Origin of the sequence: Meiothermus ruber DSM 1279, assembly GCF_000024425.1 — a bacterium.
Lineage (GTDB): Bacteria > Deinococcota > Deinococci > Deinococcales > Thermaceae > Meiothermus > Meiothermus ruber.
Genome location: NC_013946.1, coordinates 1,264,526 through 1,281,106, shown reverse-complemented (window position 1 = coordinate 1,281,106; position 16,581 = coordinate 1,264,526). Strand labels below are relative to the sequence as shown.

Sequence of the window (16,581 nt, the reverse complement as noted above, 5' to 3'; positions counted from 1 at the left end):
CATCTTTCGGTGAGGTGAGGATGTTTAGTGGAATTGTCGAGGAAACAGGGGTGATCCGCGAGGCCCGCGAGATGGGTGGTTTGCGGCGGCTTTTCATCGAGGCCCAGCGGGCGCTGGAGGGCACCAGGCTCGGGGATTCGGTGGCGGTTTCGGGCGTCTGCTTGACCGTGGTGGAGCTGGGTTCAGAAGGCTTTGCCGTGGAACTGGCCCAGGAGACCCTCCGCCGGACAGCCCGGCGCTGGGAGGTGGGGCAGCGGGTCAACCTCGAGCGCGCCCTGGCGCTGGGCGACCGGCTGGGCGGGCACCTTGTCACGGGCCACGTGGACGGGCGGGCCCGGGTGGTGCGGATCAACCGCGAGATGGGGGCCTGGGACGTCTGGCTCGAGGTGCCGCAGGAACTCACCCGCTACATCGCCCCCAAGGGCTCGGTGGCCCTGGACGGGGTCTCGCTGACGGTGGCCGGCGTCGAGGGCAACCGCTTCTGGGTGACGCTGATCCCCCACACCCTGGAGGTCACCACCCTAAAGGAGCTGGCAGAGGGGGACGAGGTGAACCTCGAGGTCGACCTGCTGGCCCGCTACCTGGAGCGTCTGGTGAGCACAACAGGAGTGAGCACAACAGGAGGACGCGATGCTCAGCTCGATTCCTGAACTTTTGGAGGAGATCCGGGCCGGTCGCCCGGTCATCCTGGTGGACGACGAGGATCGGGAGAACGAGGGCGACCTGGTCATGCCCGCTGAACACATGACCACCGAGTGGATGGCCTTCATGATCCGCTACACCGGGGGGGTGGTCTGCCTGGCGATGACCGAGGCCTGGGCCGATCACCTCGAGCTGCCCCCCATGGTGCGGGACAACACCGCGCCCAGGGGGACAGCCTTCACGGTCTCCATCGAGGCCCGCGAGGGGGTGACCACCGGCATCTGCGCCGCCGACCGGGCCACCACGGTGCGCCTGGCCGCCAAAGACGGCGTGACGGCCGCGGACTTCGTGCGCCCGGGCCACGTCTTCCCGCTGCGGGCCCGGGAGGGCGGGGTGCTGCGCCGCGCCGGCCACACCGAGGCCAGCGTGGATCTGTGCCGCCTGGCCGGGCTCAAGCCGGTGGCGGCCATCAGCGAGCTCATGCACGACGACGGCACCATGATGCGGCTGCCGGCCATCCTGGAGTTCGCCGCTCAACACGGCCTGCGGGTGGGCACCATTGCCGAGCTGATTCGCTATAGGTTGAGCCTTGGCGAACGCTACGTGGCGCGCGAGGCTGAAGCCGCCCTGCCCACCCAGTACGGGGCGTTCAGGATCATCGCCTACCGCGACACCCTCACCGGCGAGGAGCACGCCGCGCTGGTCATGGGGGAGGTTGCGGGGGGCGGGCCGCTGCTGGTGCGCATGCATTCGGAGTGCCTGACCGGGGATGTGCTGCACAGCCTGCGCTGTGACTGCGGTTTCCAGCGCGACCTGGCCCTGAAGATGATCGCTCAGGAGGGACGGGGGGTGCTGGTCTACCTGCGCCAGGAGGGGCGGGGCATCGGCCTGGTCAACAAAATTCGGGCCTACGCCCTGCAGGATAGGGGTCTGGACACCGTGGAGGCCAACCTGGCCCTGGGCTTCCCCCCAGATCTGCGCGATTACGGGGTGGGCGCGCAGATCCTCTACGACCTGGGCGTTCGCCGCCTACGCCTGCTGACCAACAACCCCCGCAAGGTGCGGGCCCTCTCCGGCTACGGCCTCGAGATTCTCGAGCGGGTGCCCCTGCGAAGTGGAGATAACCCACACAACGAGGGATACCTGGCAGCCAAGCGGGATCGGCTGGGGCACTGGATGGACGGCTGAGCTTGATGATCGCACCGAGCAGATCGGTGCCTTCCTCAAAGCTACCCATATTGTTGCCTGTGGGCCTTCATTGCAGATTTTCCTCTCACCTGCCGGGCGCACCGCGCTTGATCAATTTTTTGGCGGGCAGGCTAGGCTATCCACCCATCTTTGTGTGCCACTTGGCAAAAACACGGGATTACACCATGCGGGTGTAATCGTGTAATCTAGGTAAAATATATGTTAGATTCATTGACAAGTGATGAAGCTTGCGCACGGGCCTCCAATCCCGAGACACCCCTCGAGGAGCTTGTGACTCTGGCTGAGGTGTGCCCGTGCGCGGCTCTGGCCAACCCCGCCTGGCTCGTCCCTGAATCCCAAGAGTACCTGCATTCGCTCTCTCCCCTGCTCCTGCTGCGGGCAGTGCAGGCCTGGGAAGAGGTGCCTGCATTCTGGCTGCCCATCCTGGTTGGCATCCCCTACACCCCTTTGCGCCTGGCGCTGGCTCAAAAACCCCTTCCGCCCGAGACCCTGCTCCGGCTGGTGCAGGATCCCGACCCAGGGGTGAGGGCCCAGGCCTGGGCGCGCCCCGAGGCTCAGAATGAGCCGGTGCTCGGACTGATCCGGCTGCTCCAAGCCATGGAGAAGGAAAGCCAGGAGGTGCTGCCCAAAGCCCTGGCCTTCACCCCTCGAGGCCCCTATCTGGAGATCCTCCTGGCCCGCCACCCGGCCACCCCCGAAAGGGTGCTGCGTGAGATAGCCCGGAGTAAAAACCCTTTTGTCCTGGAAGGTTTCTGCCAGCGGGAAGACCTACCGCCGGAGCTGGTTGAGGCCCTCTGGCCCAAGCTGGAGGGGCAGCCCCAGTGGGCAGAGGCCCTGCTTCAAAGGGACCTCCCCCCAGACCTCAAAGCCCGCCTCTACGTCCTTGTACCCCAGCGGGCCACCCAGGAAGCCCTCGCCGCCCTCCCGGAAGCGGCCCTTCTCCCCTGGCTGGAGGGCCCGGTGCACCTGCGCCTCCTCCTGGCCCAACGCCCGGGGCTTTCCCACGCCCTCCTAGCCCGCCTGGCGGAGAACCCAGAGACCGCGGTGCGGGCGGAGGTGGCCTCGAGGCCCGACCTACCGGAGGATCTCCGGCAGAAGCTTTTAGAAGACCCCGCCAGTGTGGTGCGGGACCGCGCGAGGAGGAAGCATGAGCCGTCCTGAGGAGATGACCCCTGCCCAGCTCCTAGCCTTCTTAGACAGCTTGGTGGCCAAAAGCCTGGCCCTGAGCCTGATGATCTGGGGCCCGCCGGGCATCGGCAAGTCCAGCGTGGTGCGCCAGGTGGCCCAGAAGCACGGCCTGCCCGAGCCCATCGACCTCCGCCTCTCTCAGCTGGCCCCCACGGACCTGCGCGGCCTGCCGGTGCCCGAGAACGGGGTGAGCCGCTGGTGGCCCCCGGAGTTCCTTCCCCGGGAGGAGGTGCACGGGCCCCGGGGCATCCTCTTCCTGGACGAGCTCAACATGGCCCCCCCGGCCGTCCAGGGCATCGCCCAGCAGCTCATCCTGGATCGGCAGGTGGGCGCCTACCGGGTGCCCGAGGGGTGGTTCATCTGGGCGGCGGGCAACCGCAAGGAGGATGCGGCCAGCGTGTACGCCATGCCCGCCCCCCTGGCCAACCGCTTCCTCCACCTCCACGTCCGCCCGGATCTGGACGCCTTCACCCAGTACGCGGTGCAAAATGGCCTGCACCCGGATATCCTGGCCTTCCTGCGCTTCCGCCCACAGCTCCTGCACCAGCTCCACCGGGAAGAGCCCGCCTGGCCCAGCCCCCGGAGCTGGGAGATGGCCAGCCGCCTCCACGAGAAAGGCCTCCCCATCGCCCCGGCGGTGGGCCCCGGGGCCGCGGGGGAGTTTGAGGCCTTCCTGCGGGTTTTGCGGCAGGTTCCCGACCTCGAGGCCATCCTCGAGGGGAAAAACCCCAAGCCTCCTAGGGAGCTCTCCGCCCGCTACGCGGCGGTGGTGGGCCTGGCCCAGCGGGTGGTGGAGGCCGGGCAGGTGGCCCGGGCAGGGGAGTGGCTCATCCAGCACAATTTTCTCGACGAGCTCCTGTACCTCTTTGCCTTTATCGTCCTGGAGCGTCTGGAGCGTGGAGTATGGCTAGAGGCCGTTCAGCAGAGCCCAGGGCTCAACCAGTTCGGCCAGCGCTACTTCCGGTTTGCTACCGAGAACACGGGATGGGGGAGCTTGTGGTAAGGGAACGCCTCCACCGCCTGCGCCTGCGCCTCCTGGCCGACCACCCCTTCTTCGGCACCCTCCTCCTGCATGCCCCCCTGCGGGAGACCTTTGAGATACCCACCATGGCCACCGATGGCTACGCCATTTACTACAACCCTGCCTTTGTGGAGACCCTCACCGACGACGAGGCGCTGGGGGTTCTCCTGCACGAGGTTCTCCATGCGGCCTACAGCCACCTGCCCCGCCGGGGGGGGCGGGATCCTTTGCGCTGGAACGTGGCGGCGGACATCGTGGTAAACGGCATTGTGGAGCGGGAGGGGGTGGGCTGCCTGCCCCAGGGGGCCTTGCGGGATCTGGCCCTGCAGGATCTGCCGGTGGAGGAGGTCTACGCACTCCTCCCCGAGCCCCCTCCCTTACCCCAGCCCGATCTGCTGGAGGAGGCCCCCTCCCAGTACGAGTCCCTGGACGAGCCAGGTGGCGCTGAAAAGGGGCAGGGCGGGGATCGGGAAGAAGGCAGCGAGGCCGGTGCAGAAGGAAGCAGCCCTGCCCAGGAAAAAGGAGGTGAGGGTAAAGGAGCCTCTCAGAAGCGCAGCGGTCAAGGGGATGGAAACGCTCTTAGTCAAGGCCTCGAGGACGGGTCTGGGAAAGCCCTGGCCCCGAGCAACCTCCGGGACTACTGGCGCCGGGTTCTGGAGGAGGCCCAGGTGGCGGTGGAGACCGCCTACAGGAGCCGCTCCCAGGGCCAGGGGGCTTTGGGGGCCTCGAGGGAGTACCGGGAGGCAGTGGAGGGGCGGCTGGACTGGCGCACCCTCCTCTGGCGTTTCCTCACCCCCACCCCCACGGACTTCGGCGGCCTGGACCGCCGCTTTGTGCACCAGCGGCTCTACCTCGAGGCCCTGGAGGAGTGGAACGTGCGGGTGCACATCGCGGTGGACACCTCGGGCTCCATCGGGAGCGCGGTGCTCAGCCGCTTCCTGGGAGAGGTGCGGGCCATCCTGCGGGCCTACCCCCGAACCCAGGCCCAGCTCTACTACGCGGACGCCCAGCTCTACGGCCCCTACCCCCTGGAGCCCGAGGGCCCCTGGCCTAGGCCAAGGGGGGGCGGCGGCACGGACTTCCGCCCCTTCTTCCGCCACCTGGAGGCCCAGGAGAACCCCCTGGGGGAGATCCTGGCGGTCTACCTCACCGACGGGTATGGGGACTTTCTCGAAACGCCCCCCCGGTTCCCCGTCCTCTGGGTGGTGGCCCCGGGGGGCCTGGCGGACGAGGGCTTTCCCTTTGGGGAGGTGGCCCGGCTATGGGATTAGCGCGCACCCTCTACCTGACCCACCGCCCCCCGGCTCCGCGGGGGGAGTTGCGGGTGCTGGTGCCCACCCCCCAGGCCGCCTACCGCTATGGGGTGCCCTTTCAATCTCTGGAAAAAGTAGCCATGGCCGGGCTTCGGGTAGCGCAAGGGCCTGAGCGGTTTCTGCGGCTGGCCCGGGTGGCAGGCCCGGAGCAAGCAGCCCGGCTGCTCCCGGCCCTGCGCCTTCTCCTTCGAGCCGGGGCCGAGCCCGAGCACCTGGAGGCAGGCCCCTTGCGCAAGGCCCTGGAGGGCTATTTGGAAAGCCTGCGGCAGGAAGGGCTTTGTGATTCGGCAGAGGTCTTCCACCGCGCCCGTTCCCGACCCCGGCCCATCCAGGTGCTGGGCTACCCCTACCTAGGCGCCGGAGAGCTGTCCTTCCTGGCCCGCCTGGCCGCCCCAGGTAGCGAGGTCTGGCTCCCTTTTGGGGATGACCCTCTGTTCCGCCTCAACGAGGAGGCCGCGGCCTTCCTCGAGGCCCAGGGCTTCCAAGTGGTGCGAGAGCCGGGCCCCTGGGACTGGAGGAAATGGGTTCAGGCCCAGCCTTCCGCCTCTGTCCACCCCGACCCCGAGGCGGAGGTTCGCCACACCCTGAAACAGGTCAGGGCCCGCCTGGAGGCTGGGGTGCCTCCCCGCCGGATCGCCATCTCGGCCCGGGAGGAGCAGGTCTATCTGCCCCTCCTCCTGGCCGTGGCCCGGGAGTACGGTCTATCCCTGTCCCTTTTTCAGCGCCTTTCCCTGGAGCGAACCCTGGTGGGGCGGGCCTTCGATCTCCTCCTGGCTGCCTGGGCCTCGGGCTGGCAGGGGGCGCCCCTGCGGCTCCTGAAGCGCCACCCCCTGGCCCCAGAGGTGGAGGCCTTCCAGGCCCTGCCCGCGGAGGCCCCGGGGCTGGCCTACGCCCAAACCCTGTGGGACTGGGTGGAAACCCTACCCACCCCCAACCCCCGGGAGCGGGCCGCCAAGGAGGCCATCCGCAAGTTGCTCGGCCTCTATCAGAGAGAGGTGCGGGAAGGCCCGGCCCTAGCGGAAGAGCTGCGAAGCCTCCTGCGACAGGAGGCGGTGCCCTACTGGCCGGGTAAGGGCGTGGAATTCCACAGCCCCCTGGCCCTTTTTGGGGCGGCGGTAGATCACCTTTTTGTCCTGGGGGCGGCGGAGGGCCTCTGGCCCCAGCCGGTAGCGGACGACCCGGTTTTGCCCTTCCACCTGCGCCGCCGACTCAGAGAAGCCCACGGCCTGCCCCTGGAAGGCCCGGTGGAGGCTGCCCAGCGGGAACGCCTTTCCGCCCTGGCCCTCCTCCTCACCGCTCAAAAGACCCTCCACCTTTCCCTCCCCCTGCGGTTGGGGCGGGAGCCCTTAGCCCCAAGCCCCTTGCTGGAGGAACTGGGCCTCGAGGCCCAGCCGCCCGCCCACCTCCCCCCAGCCAGCCCCATCGAGGCCCGGTGGGCCCAGCTCTCCTTGCAAGACCCGGTGGCCCAGAAAGCCCGGAAAGCCCTGTGGGTGGAGTTTCACCGCCTCTACGACCGGATACCCAGCCACGAGGGGGAAGTGGGGGCAATCCCCCGGGGCCCCATCCCCCTGGAAGCCCTTCCCGATCTCAGGCGCTGCCCCTTCCGCTTCTGGCTGCGGGGCGTGCTGCGCCCCCACCGGGCCCCAGACCCCCGGGCCGAGGCCCTGCGGAGGCTTTTGCGGGAAGTGCACCTTCACCCCAACCCCAAGGAAGCGGCCCTGGAACGCCTGCCCCAGCTTCCCCTGGCCCGGGGCCACCGGGAGGCCCTGCGGGCGCGCCTGGAATCGGAGGCCATCCTGCCCCAGGAAAGCCAGCTTCTCCTGGTAGACGCCCCCTTCACCGCCACCTGGAAGGGCATCCCGCTGGAGGGCCGGCTGGATCACGTGGAGCGCCGCTCGGAGGCGCTCTGGGTGCTGGTCTATGTGGGCCGGGAGGGGCCTGACCCCGCCCTGAACGTCTTCAGGAACATCCTGCCCGAGGTGGTGGGCGAGCAGGCCCAGGTGGAGTTCGTGCACCTCTACGGGGAGCCTCGAGAAGACCAGGCCTCTGAGGTCAACCCTGGAAGCTTCTTCCAGACCGCTTTCCCCCCTGACTGGAGCCAGAAGGCTTGCTGGAGCTGCGGCTTCAAGGCCCTGTGCCGCCACGGTGCCCACTTTGCGCGGAAGGAGAAGGTATGAGCCTGAACCCGGAACAACGGGCAGCGGTGGAGCACGACGGTCCGGTGGCGGTGGAGGCCGGGGCGGGGACGGGCAAAACCCACCTCATGGCCCACCGCTACCTCTGGCTGGTGGAGCATAAGGGGTTTTCCCCCCTGGAGATCGTGGCCGTGACCTTTACAGAGAAGGCCGCCCGGGAACTCCGGGCCCGGGTGCGCCGGGTGCTCCAGGGCCAGGTGGCGCCCGAGCGGGTGTACGAGGTGGAAGCCGCCCCCATCGGGACCCTGCACAGCCTGGCGGCTCGCATCTGCCAGGAGTACCCCGAGGAAGCCGGGGTTCATCCGGCCTTCCGCATTCTGGACGAGGTGGAAAGCGCCCTCTGGCTCTCCGAGCACCTGGACGAGGCCCTGGAGGAGGGGGTGCCCCCGGAGCTCCAGCAACTTCTTCCCTACAGCCTTCTGGAGGAGGCCCTCCTGACCCTCCTGCGCCAACCCCTGGAGGCCGAGCAGGCTTTCCGCACCCTGGAGCAGCGCCTGGCCGGGGGGCAGGAGGCCCTGGAGCGGGCGTTTCACCAGGGTCGAGCGCGGTGGGCCCATCAGGTGCGCAGCCTGGCCGAGGAGATGGATGGAGAACTGCGGAAGATGAAGTCCCACCACCACCCCAGCCAGCTAGTCAACCTCTACCATGCGGTATCCATGCTCCTGGAGGCGGCCGCGGCGGCCGAGAACGACCCCCAGATGGCCCGTAAACATCTGGAAGAAATCCGCTTCCTCAAGCTGCCCCGGGCCCCTGAGGCCAGGGAGTTTCTGCGCGACTTGAAGGATAAGGCCCGGCGGGCAGCCCTTTTTCTGCCCGAGATGGGCTCGGGGGATCTATTCCTCCTGAAGCACCGCCACCTCCTGGCGGAGGCTTTTCAGGGGGTGCGGAATTTTCTCCAGAGGCGCAAGCGGGAGGACGGCGTCCTGAACTTCGCCGACCTCGAGGTGCACGCTTTGCGGGCCCTGGATCACCCCCCGGTGCTGGAGGCCTACCGGGCACGCTGGCGGGCCTTTCTGGTGGACGAGCACCAGGACACCAACCCCATCCAGGGGGAGATCCTCGAGCGGCTTTTCGGAGAGGCCCCGGTGGCGGTGGTGGGGGATCGCAAGCAGGCCATCTACGGCTTCCGCTACGCGGATCACCGGGTCTTTACGGGGTTCGTGGAGGAGGTGAAAACCCGGCCCCGGGGGCGGGCCGTCCGGCTGGAGGCCAACTACCGCACCCAGGCCCCCCTCCTGGAGGCTGTGGATCGCCTGGCCGAGGGTTTCCTCGGCCCCCTGCACCAGCCCCTACAGCCCACCCGCCCCGCCTGGAACAGCCCCGAACCCTGCCTGTGGCGCCTGGTCTTTAGCGGCTCCCTGCCCAGCAAAGATAAAGAAAGGCTGCGAGAGGCTGAGGCCCGCCGGGTGGCCCAGGAGGTGCGCACCCTTCTGGAAAAAGGGCTCCCAGACGGCCCGCTGCGCCCCGGCGAGATCGCCATCCTGGCCCGCACCTGGAACACCCTCGAGCCCTTCACCCGGGCCCTGGAGGCCGAGGGCATCCCGGCCGTATCGGCCGGTGGAGGGAGCCTCCTGGAGACCCCCGAGGCCCGGGACGGGATGGCCCTCCTGGCCTTCCTGGCCGACCCCCGGGACGACCTGGCCCTGCTGACCCTCCTGCGAAGCCCCTACTTTGCCGTTCCCGACGCTGTTCTGCACCGGCTGGCCGAGGGTCGGCAGGCCGCCTCCTGGTGGGAGGCCCTCCAGGCGGATGGCCCGGAGGAGCCCCGGCAGATGCTGGAGGAGCTGCGCCAGAAGCGGAGCCTGCTTCCCAGCTTCCTCCTGCAGGAGGCCGACCTGGCCACCGGGTACACCGCCGTCCTGGCCCACCTTCCGGGGCCGGAGCGGCGCCTGGCGGATTACGGGGCTTTCCTGGAGCTGGTCAGGGGCCTGGAGGCCCGCGGCGAGGGGCTGTGGGGGGTGGTGGATCGCCTCAGGACCCTGGCGCGCCGCAGGCTGGAGCTACCCAGGCCGCCCCTGGGGGGCCTCGAGGCCGTCCAGCTCCTGAGCGTTCACGCGGCCAAGGGCCTGGAGTGGCGGGTGGTCTTCCTGGTGGGCCTGGACAGAAGGCCCGCAGCCCCCAGCCCCTCCCTCCTGCTCCACCCCGAGAGGGGCCTCGGAATTCGCCTGGACAAAGAGCCAGGTGGGCTTTACGCGGAGCTTCTAAAGGAAAGCCTGCGCGGCCAGGTCGAAGAGGAGGCGCGCCTCCTCTACGTGGCCCTCACTCGAGCCCGGGATCTGCTGGTGCTTTCCCCGGGGTTCGGTGCGCGTCACTTCTGGATGACCACGGCCGAAGAAGAGTTTCCCCGCCCCCCCTCCTTCGGGGAGTTGCTCGGTGGGTGCTGGGAGCGGGTGTGGGATCTTGCCCAGGTGAAAGAGCGGGAAGCCTCCCCCAACGACTACCCCGAGAAGCCTGTAGCCCTCCCCAGCTCAATATCTTAACCCAAGTTGCCACCTACAAAATACTAGCCAGCCGCCTGAAGTTGTGGGCAAAGATGAAGCCCCACACCTTGAGCACAAAGCCCTGGAGGGTCGTGGCATGTATGCGCTTGGGGAATAGTTCCGTCAGGGCAGCACCCACCGACTCGATAATCTTCCTGCCCACGGTGGCTATGAACTGACCGGGTGGGTGGTAGCGCTTGGAGTTCCCCTTGCGGATGGCACGCAGCCGGATGCCCTCAGCCATGGCCAGGTCACCGTCGGCCTGATAGTCGGTGTACCCCCGATCCACGTACAGCTCGCTTCCCTGCGGCAAGTCCAGCGGCAGCCGATACAACCCCTCCACGTCCGCGGTGGCGCCAGGGGTGAGGAGAACTTCGCTGATCCACTGGTTATCCGTGCAGACCAGGTGGAGCTTGAGTCCGTGGAAGTAGCTGCGTTTGCTGGGAATGTAGCCCCGGTATACGCGGGCTGGGGCCAGGCAGCAACGGGGCGCGCGGATGTTTTCACAGACCGGCAGGGGTAAGGTGTCGAGGATGTAGTGCTCCACTGAGCTTAGCTGCTCCCATAAAGTCTTGCTCAGGGACAATAGCAGCGGTATCCAGTGGGCCAGGCTGTGCAGCCGTCGGCTGAAGCGGCTGGGGGAGGGGATGTAGCTGAAAAGACCCTGCTCTTTGGCATAGATCAGGGCGTGCTTGTGCTTTCCAGCGAAAGCCAGGGCGGCCAGAATCCAGAGGGTGAGGACGACGCTGACAGGGGTCTTGCTCTGGGGGTCGTCCTTGTGTCCGAGGGTCTTGAGCAGATCGTCTATAATGCAGAAGGCCACTAGAACAGTCCAGTTCATAGTGGCCTTTATTTTCTGCGTAGTCAGGATAGGTGGCAACTTGGGTTATCTTAGGAAGGTAGGTAGGGGCTGGGCTCACCCCAGTAACCCACCCAGAGGTACTCCCGGGGCCGGGAGAGGGCCACGTACAGCAGGCTGCGCTCCTTCTCCTCCACCAGGGCCTTTTCTTGAAGGTCGGCGGCCTTATTCAGGAGGATTTTCAAGGGGAACAGGTCAGCGCTGGCCCCGAATAGGGCCACTGCCCGGAACTCCAGGCCCTTGGCCGCATGCACCGTTCCGTACCAGACCCCTTCCCCGTCTTCATCCAGCTTTTGAGCGGGGAGGCCTTCTGCCAGCAAACGCTTCCCCACCGACTCTGCCAACTTGTGCACCCGGGCCAAAACGGCAATCTGGCGGGGCTCCAGACCCTGGCCCAAGAGCCAGCGAACCCAGCGTAAAAGCTCCTTCAGGGCCTCTTCCTCCCGGTTAAAGCCTCTTTGCTCCGGTGTGGGGCCCCGGAGGAGGGCCAGGCTCCCCCGCGCCTCCCCCTCCACCTGGGAGGGAAGCGTCCGCTCCGCCAGCTCCCCGATCTCCCGGGTGGTGCGGTAGTTGACCCGAAGCCTGCGGGAGCGCCCCTGCACCTCGAGGCCCAGCGCCCGCCAGGAGGTGGGGCCCCGGTAGATCCGCTGGGCGGGGTCGAGGGTGAGGAAGAGGTCGTCCTCCCCCTCCTCGGCCAGGGCCCGCAGGAGCATGAGCTCGGCGGGGCCGAAGTCCTGGGTCTCGTCGGCCACCACCGCGCGGAAGCGGGGCAGGTGCCCTTCCTCCAGGGCGGCGCGCACCCGGTGGCAGACCCCGCTAAAGGTGGCGGCCCCCTGGGCGCGCAGGGTCTCCCAAACCCGCTGGAAGACCTCAAAAAGGGCCTGACGCTCCCGGGCGCTCAGGGGGGTGCCCCGGCCCTCGCGGGAAAAGCCCCGGTAGGCCTCCCAGATGTACAGGCCCCAGGCGTCGGCCATCTCCCACTCGGAGAGGAGGAAACCCGAGCTGTAGGGCAGGCCTTGGCATAGCTTTTCCAGGATGGGACGGTATTTTTCCTCCGTCCAGATCTGCACCGGCTCAGCAACCTCCTCGTGGAGGCGCAGGGCCAGGTTGTGCAGGTGATCCACCCAAACGTTGGGGAGTTCCTCCCCGGCCAGACCCTTGAGGGCGACTTTAAGCTTCCGGGCCAGGCCCTTGTTGAAGGTGGTGAGGAGGATGCGCGCCTGTGGGTAGCGCTGGGCCAGGGTGCGGGCGCGGTGAATCGCCACCACGGTCTTACCCGTGCCCGCCCCGCCCGTCACCCGGGCCGGCCCCCCAAAGCGGGCCCCCACCACCTCCTGCTGCAAGGGATGCAGGAAGAAGTGCCAGGCCTCCCAGGAGCCTTGCAGGGCCTGGCGCACCTCCTGGAGGCTTCTGAGCAGGACGAACTGCCGCTGAGCCATGGGATGGGCCAGGAGCTCCTCCGCGTTTTGAACCTGGATTTTGGGCGGCGGAATCACAGGTTTGCCATCCAGAAGATCTAAAATGCGTTCCTGAATCGCCTGAGGAAGCCCGTCCAGCAGCTCCAGAACCCCATCCTCGGTGGCGTAGCGCAGGGGCTTTACGTAATCCTGGGGCACCCCCAGGCTCAGGAGGTAGTCCTCGTCGAAGCGGGCTAGAGGAGCATTGGCAGGAGGCTCCCTGGATGGTGTATCCACCTCGGGTATGCGAACAATCTGGATATCACCGGTTTGGGGGTGAACCTCCACCCGGCGACGCTCCGCCCAGCGGTAAGCCTCATCGTGATGACCGCAATAAGCCGCTATCCACACCTGGGCTTGTCGAGTAAGAATGATGCGCAGATCGCGGCTTGCTCGAATAGACCAGAAGTCATTATGGATTTTCTCCAGCCTCAAGCTAGGGTAGCTAGGATCCTGGAAGAAGCTGAGAAGGGCATCCATTATCTGGCCCCGTTCCATCTGATTAAGGCGATCCTTACCCTTATAGAAACTCTCCGAAATGCAAACAGATGCACTACCCGTCATAGCCCTCCCTCCAGGTAAGTACGTATATCCACCACCGGGGTATCCGGGTGAACCTCGAGGCCGTGTGCCCCCAGCCCTGGAGGCACCAGGCGCTTCTGGCCCCAGCGGGCCAGGCTCTGCCCGATAACCCGCCCCTCTTCCGTGAGATCCTCAGGGCCTTCCTCCGGCGGGGGCAGGCCCGCCTCCTGCAGGGCTTGAAAAAGGCCGGTGTACTCTGCAGGCAGCAGGGCGTGGAGCCCCGCCCATTCGAGGCGGGGTGGCGGGGCCTGGGGCTTGCGCGAGGGGAACTCGCCCGGGTTCAGGCGATGGAGTTCCTCGTAAACCCGTTCCCGCAGCTCGAGGGCGAAGTCCATAAGCTCCTTCACCCGCCCCTCTGGCCAGGCCCGGTGAGGGTAAAGGAGCTTGAGCAAAGCGGAAAGCCACTTGCGCACCGCGCGGATGTCCCGCTGGGTGTACCCCGAGGGCAGGCTCACTTCCACAGAGAAGGCCAGGGGGCGCAGGCCGCGCAGGGCCGCGGCCAGGTAGTCCACCACCAGGGCCGGGCCCTGGTAGAGGAGCTCGGGGGTGACCTTGGGGAACTCATGGCCGGGGAGCAGGCCGTGGATGCGATCCAGGAAGGCCGTATCCCCCCGCAGCCCATTGGGCAGAACGCGGGTCACGGGCGGGGTGGGGTCGTCGGCGTTGCCCAGGAAGACCAGCGAGGCCTGCGCAGCCAGGGTTTTCCCACCCCGGCTGAACTGGCCGGATTCCATGTAGTCCTTCAGGATGGAAATCACCGAGGGATCCTCCCAGGCGGTGTGGGCGATCTCGTCAAAGATCACCACCTCGTAGGTGGGGATGAGGCCGGGGCGACGGGTGAGCTGGTTGTAGAACAGTACCGCCGGGCTCACCTTGCCCCCGGAGACCACAAAGGCCTCGGCCGAGGTGTTGCGCAGGAGGTAGGTCTTCCCGGTCTGGCGGGGGCCCAGCTCGAGGTAGTGCAGGTTGGGCTCCACCAGGGGGGCCAGCCGGGCCAGGTAGAGGAGCTTTTGCCGCTCGCTCAGGGCCTCCGGGTTGATGCCCACGCTCCCCAGAAGGAAATCTGTCCACTCCTCCTCGGTGAAGGCCTGCCGGCCCCGCTGGAAGGGCTCGAGGCCCTTGAGGTGGGCCTCAAAGGGGATGAACTGCCCCAGGCGCACCCTGCGGGTGGCCGGGTCGTAAAGGAGCTCCAGGGTGCCCCACATCCCGTACAACACCCCCGGGTGCTCCTCCGCCAGGCGGGGGCGAACCTCCAAGGGGTGCTCCCCCAGGCTGGGGATCCGGCCCCGGTAGGTGCCGGTCTGCAGATCCACCTGCACCTCGAGGCGATCGATGAGGACAAACCGGCCCGCGCGCAGGAGCTGGTCCTTGATCCACTGCTCGTGGCCGGGGCCCAGGTAGCGCTCCTCCAGGAGCTTGCGCACCTTTTCCACGGCCTCGTGGTGGCCCCCCATGCGGGCCAGAAGGTACTCCACCACGTAGCGGGGGATGCGGTAGAAAATCTCTTCCTGAATCAGGCCTTTGTCCAGGATATGGCCCGGGAACGCTTGTTCAGCTTTTTCCAAAAGCACCACTGCCCACCTTCCTCATCTCAAAAGCCCCTGCAATTCGTCGAGAAGCGAGTTGGGTCGGAGAGCATCTGTAGGAGCGTCCCCTTGTGAAGAGGCTTCTGGCGCAGAGACCTCCTCCCCCTCCTCAGGGAAAGGCTCCGCCCCTTCCCGCCACAGATCCTCAGCCGTCAAGGGATAAAGGAGCCGGAAGAGCACCACCTCCCCCTCCCGCCCAGGTTCTTCCGCGTAAGGTTCCCCCCAGCGCTGTCCCTGGGCACTTCCCAGCACATAGGCGTAGACGCGGTGCTCCGGCCAGGTGCGCACCGGCACCTGGGGGGTGGCCGCCTTCACCAGGAGGGCCCAGGCCTCGGGCGAGGGGTTCAGGGGCTCGGGGGGAGGGGTGTGGGCCAGGAGGCGCTCGGCCCCCTCCAGCAGCTCCTCTTCCAGGGCTTCCCGGTCGTCTCCGTACCACAGATGCTCCAGAATCCCATCCTGCAAAAGCCGCGCGGCCTCCTGGCGGTAGGCCGAGCGGGGGGGGCGGGGCCCGGTAAGCCGAACCACCAGGGGGTTGTGGGTTCTCGAGGGAGGCCGTGGGCTAAAAGACTGGATGCGCTCGAGCGTTTCCTGGAGCTGGCGCTCCTCCTCGGCCAGGGCAGGGAGCAGCACGTTCAGGTAACTGATCTCCAGGTAGATGCGCCGGTACTTCCCCAGCCTGTCAGCGTAAGCCTTGTGCAGCTCATGAGCTTCCCCCAGGATGCTCCAGGCCTCGTCGCACAGCCGCTTGCGGCTGGAGGGGGTTTCTGAAGCGGTGGGGCGGGGGCGAAACCGCTCCCAAAAACCCCGGAGCCCTCGAGGCGGAGGTGGTGGTACAGCCTCCTGCTTGTTCCAGGCCTCCTGCCCTTCCGCCAGCTCAGCTTTTAGGTCATTCAGTTTGTTCTGAATGATCCGGGCCTCCCCGTCCTTCTCCAAAAGCGCATCCAGGCGCCCTTCCTCCAAAAGCCCGTCCAGCCCCTGGAAGAGGGCCTCGAGGCGGTTGAACTCCTCTGTGTCAACGGGTCGTCCCTGGTCTTTGCGGGCCTTCAGCCTACGATAACGGGCCCGCTGGCCCCGGAGCCCCAGGCCCTCATCCAGCTCCGCCAGCACGGCCTGCCGCCTGCTTTGGAGTTCGGCCTGGGCCCCGCGGAGGGCCGTCAGCGTGGCCTCCAGGGCCTTGGGGCCCTGGCAAAGGGCCTGGTCTACGCCAGAAAAGCGAATGGGGTTCTCCAGGGATAGCAGGGCCTCCTCCAGAGCCGCCTCCTCTTCCTGAGACAGCGCCTGCAGGGCCCTCTCCCAGAGCGAGCCCTGCCACTCGGGGTAGCGTAAGCAGTCCTGGCGCTCTGGCTTTGGGGGATACCTGGCCTCGGAGGGCCTTCCTGGGGGCGGGGGGAGGCTGAGGGTCGGCGAGTACCCCTCACCGGCCCCCTTGATGGCCTCCCAGAGCCCCGGAACCAGGTCGTGGGCCTGGGGTTGTGAGCGCTTCATGCAGGCGATGCCCAGCCCCATCCAGTCCCGGCCCCGGGTGGGCTGGAGGGGGGCGTTGGTGTGGAGCAGGGCCTCCACAAAATACTGTACCCATACCTGGAGGTACTCCTCCCGGGCCAGATGCTCCCCCTGGCGGTTCCACAGGGCCAGGGGCCAGACCCGGCTGGGTAGGGGGTGGTTGGGGTCTGGGGGAAAGCGACCGGCGGCCCGGAACTCCTCTTGGTTGCGCAGGAGAAGCACCAGGTGCAACCGAGCCTCGAGGCCCTGGCTTCCCGCACCCAGGAAAAATGTCTCCAGCTCTGCCAGGGTGGCCTCGAGCTCCCCATCCAGGGGACTGGCCACCACCACCAGGGTAGGGGCGGGGTCTGGGGGGAAACCCCGCGCATGCAGGGTCAGAAGGCGGCCCTGGTTCAGAAGCCGCCAGAACTCTTTCCGCCAGGCTTGCGGCTGGGCTCTCTCCAGGGCCAGGGCCTTAGGGCCCAGCCTCTTCTCCCATACTGCATAAAGGGGCTCCACCAGGGCGCGGGCACTAGGAAAGACGAGCAGTAGGGTGGGGTGCACCAT

The 16,581-nt window shown here is 67.4% G+C and carries 11 protein-coding genes; 7 read left to right on the top strand and 4 right to left on the bottom strand.

Annotated elements, in window-relative coordinates; all coding sequences use genetic code 11:
- Nucleotides 1-20: 20 nt before the first annotated feature.
- The 7 genes from MRUB_RS06365 to MRUB_RS06335 all read left to right on the top strand — a co-directional run bounded on the left by MRUB_RS06365 (nt 21) and on the right by MRUB_RS06335 (nt 10,048).
- Nucleotides 21-650, top strand: a complete 630-nt coding sequence (locus tag MRUB_RS06365; RefSeq protein ID WP_013013535.1) for a riboflavin synthase — start codon at nt 21-23, stop codon at nt 648-650.
- Entirely contained in the window at nt 631-1,830 is a 1,200-nt protein-coding gene (locus tag MRUB_RS06360; RefSeq protein WP_013013534.1) for a bifunctional 3,4-dihydroxy-2-butanone-4-phosphate synthase/GTP cyclohydrolase II, read from the top strand. The genes MRUB_RS06365 and MRUB_RS06360 overlap by 20 nt, the downstream gene beginning before the upstream one ends.
- A 291-nt stretch (nt 1,831-2,121) precedes the next feature.
- Nucleotides 2,122-3,012 (top strand): hypothetical protein, encoded by an 891-nt coding sequence (locus MRUB_RS06355; RefSeq protein WP_024050116.1) that lies wholly within the window; start codon nt 2,122-2,124, stop codon nt 3,010-3,012.
- Entirely contained in the window at nt 2,999-4,042 is a 1,044-nt protein-coding gene (locus MRUB_RS06350) for an ATP-binding protein (protein ID WP_013013532.1), read from the top strand. The genes MRUB_RS06355 and MRUB_RS06350 overlap by 14 nt, the downstream gene beginning before the upstream one ends.
- Nucleotides 4,036-5,331 (top strand): vWA domain-containing protein, encoded by a 1,296-nt coding sequence (locus tag MRUB_RS06345; RefSeq protein ID WP_241476907.1) that lies wholly within the window; start codon nt 4,036-4,038, stop codon nt 5,329-5,331. The genes MRUB_RS06350 and MRUB_RS06345 overlap by 7 nt, the downstream gene beginning before the upstream one ends.
- Complete coding sequence (locus MRUB_RS06340) at nt 5,322-7,550, top strand: hypothetical protein (RefSeq protein WP_013013530.1); 2,229 nt, start codon at nt 5,322-5,324, stop codon at nt 7,548-7,550. The genes MRUB_RS06345 and MRUB_RS06340 overlap by 10 nt, the downstream gene beginning before the upstream one ends.
- Nucleotides 7,547-10,048, top strand: coding sequence for a UvrD-helicase domain-containing protein (locus MRUB_RS06335; RefSeq protein ID WP_013013529.1), 2,502 nt, complete (start codon nt 7,547-7,549; stop codon nt 10,046-10,048). Before MRUB_RS06340 ends, MRUB_RS06335 begins: the two co-directional genes overlap by 4 nt.
- 13 nt (nt 10,049-10,061) lie before the next feature.
- Here MRUB_RS06335 and MRUB_RS06330 read toward each other — a convergent pair whose 3' ends face one another.
- The 4 genes from MRUB_RS06330 to MRUB_RS06315 are packed head-to-tail and all read right to left on the bottom strand — an operon-like array spanning nt 10,062 to nt 16,581.
- Nucleotides 10,062-10,889, bottom strand: coding sequence for an IS982 family transposase (locus MRUB_RS06330; protein WP_013013528.1), 828 nt, complete (start codon nt 10,887-10,889; stop codon nt 10,062-10,064).
- A 50-nt stretch (nt 10,890-10,939) separates the two neighbouring features.
- Nucleotides 10,940-12,928 carry a UvrD-helicase domain-containing protein gene (locus MRUB_RS06325; RefSeq protein WP_013013527.1) on the bottom strand — a complete coding sequence of 663 codons (1,989 nt, stop codon included), beginning with the start codon at nt 12,926-12,928 and terminating at the stop codon, nt 10,940-10,942.
- A complete protein-coding gene (brxL, locus tag MRUB_RS06320; protein ID WP_235438174.1) occupies nt 12,925-14,517 on the bottom strand; it encodes a BREX system Lon protease-like protein BrxL in 1,593 nt (530 codons plus the stop codon). Before brxL ends, MRUB_RS06325 begins: the two co-directional genes overlap by 4 nt.
- A 15-nt stretch (nt 14,518-14,532) precedes the next feature.
- Nucleotides 14,533-16,581 carry a hypothetical protein gene (locus tag MRUB_RS06315; protein WP_013013525.1) on the bottom strand — a complete coding sequence of 683 codons (2,049 nt, stop codon included), beginning with the start codon at nt 16,579-16,581 and terminating at the stop codon, nt 14,533-14,535.

What these genes read in the sequence shown, in the direction of transcription:
- MRUB_RS06340 (WP_013013530.1), top strand. Translation starts at nt 5,322, where the DNA reads ATGGGATTAGCGCGCACCCTCTACCTGACCCACCGCCCCCCGGCTCCG.
- MRUB_RS06325 (WP_013013527.1), bottom strand. Translation starts at nt 12,928, where the DNA reads ATGACGGGTAGTGCATCTGTTTGCATTTCGGAGAGTTTCTATAAGGGT.
- MRUB_RS06330 (WP_013013528.1), bottom strand. Translation starts at nt 10,889, where the DNA reads ATGAACTGGACTGTTCTAGTGGCCTTCTGCATTATAGACGATCTGCTC.
- MRUB_RS06350 (WP_013013532.1), top strand. Translation starts at nt 2,999, where the DNA reads ATGAGCCGTCCTGAGGAGATGACCCCTGCCCAGCTCCTAGCCTTCTTA.
- MRUB_RS06360 (WP_013013534.1), top strand. Translation starts at nt 631, where the DNA reads ATGCTCAGCTCGATTCCTGAACTTTTGGAGGAGATCCGGGCCGGTCGC.
- MRUB_RS06335 (WP_013013529.1), top strand. Translation starts at nt 7,547, where the DNA reads ATGAGCCTGAACCCGGAACAACGGGCAGCGGTGGAGCACGACGGTCCG.
- MRUB_RS06315 (WP_013013525.1), bottom strand. Translation starts at nt 16,581, where the DNA reads ATGGTGCACCCCACCCTACTGCTCGTCTTTCCTAGTGCCCGCGCCCTG.
- MRUB_RS06365 (WP_013013535.1), top strand. Translation starts at nt 21, where the DNA reads ATGTTTAGTGGAATTGTCGAGGAAACAGGGGTGATCCGCGAGGCCCGC.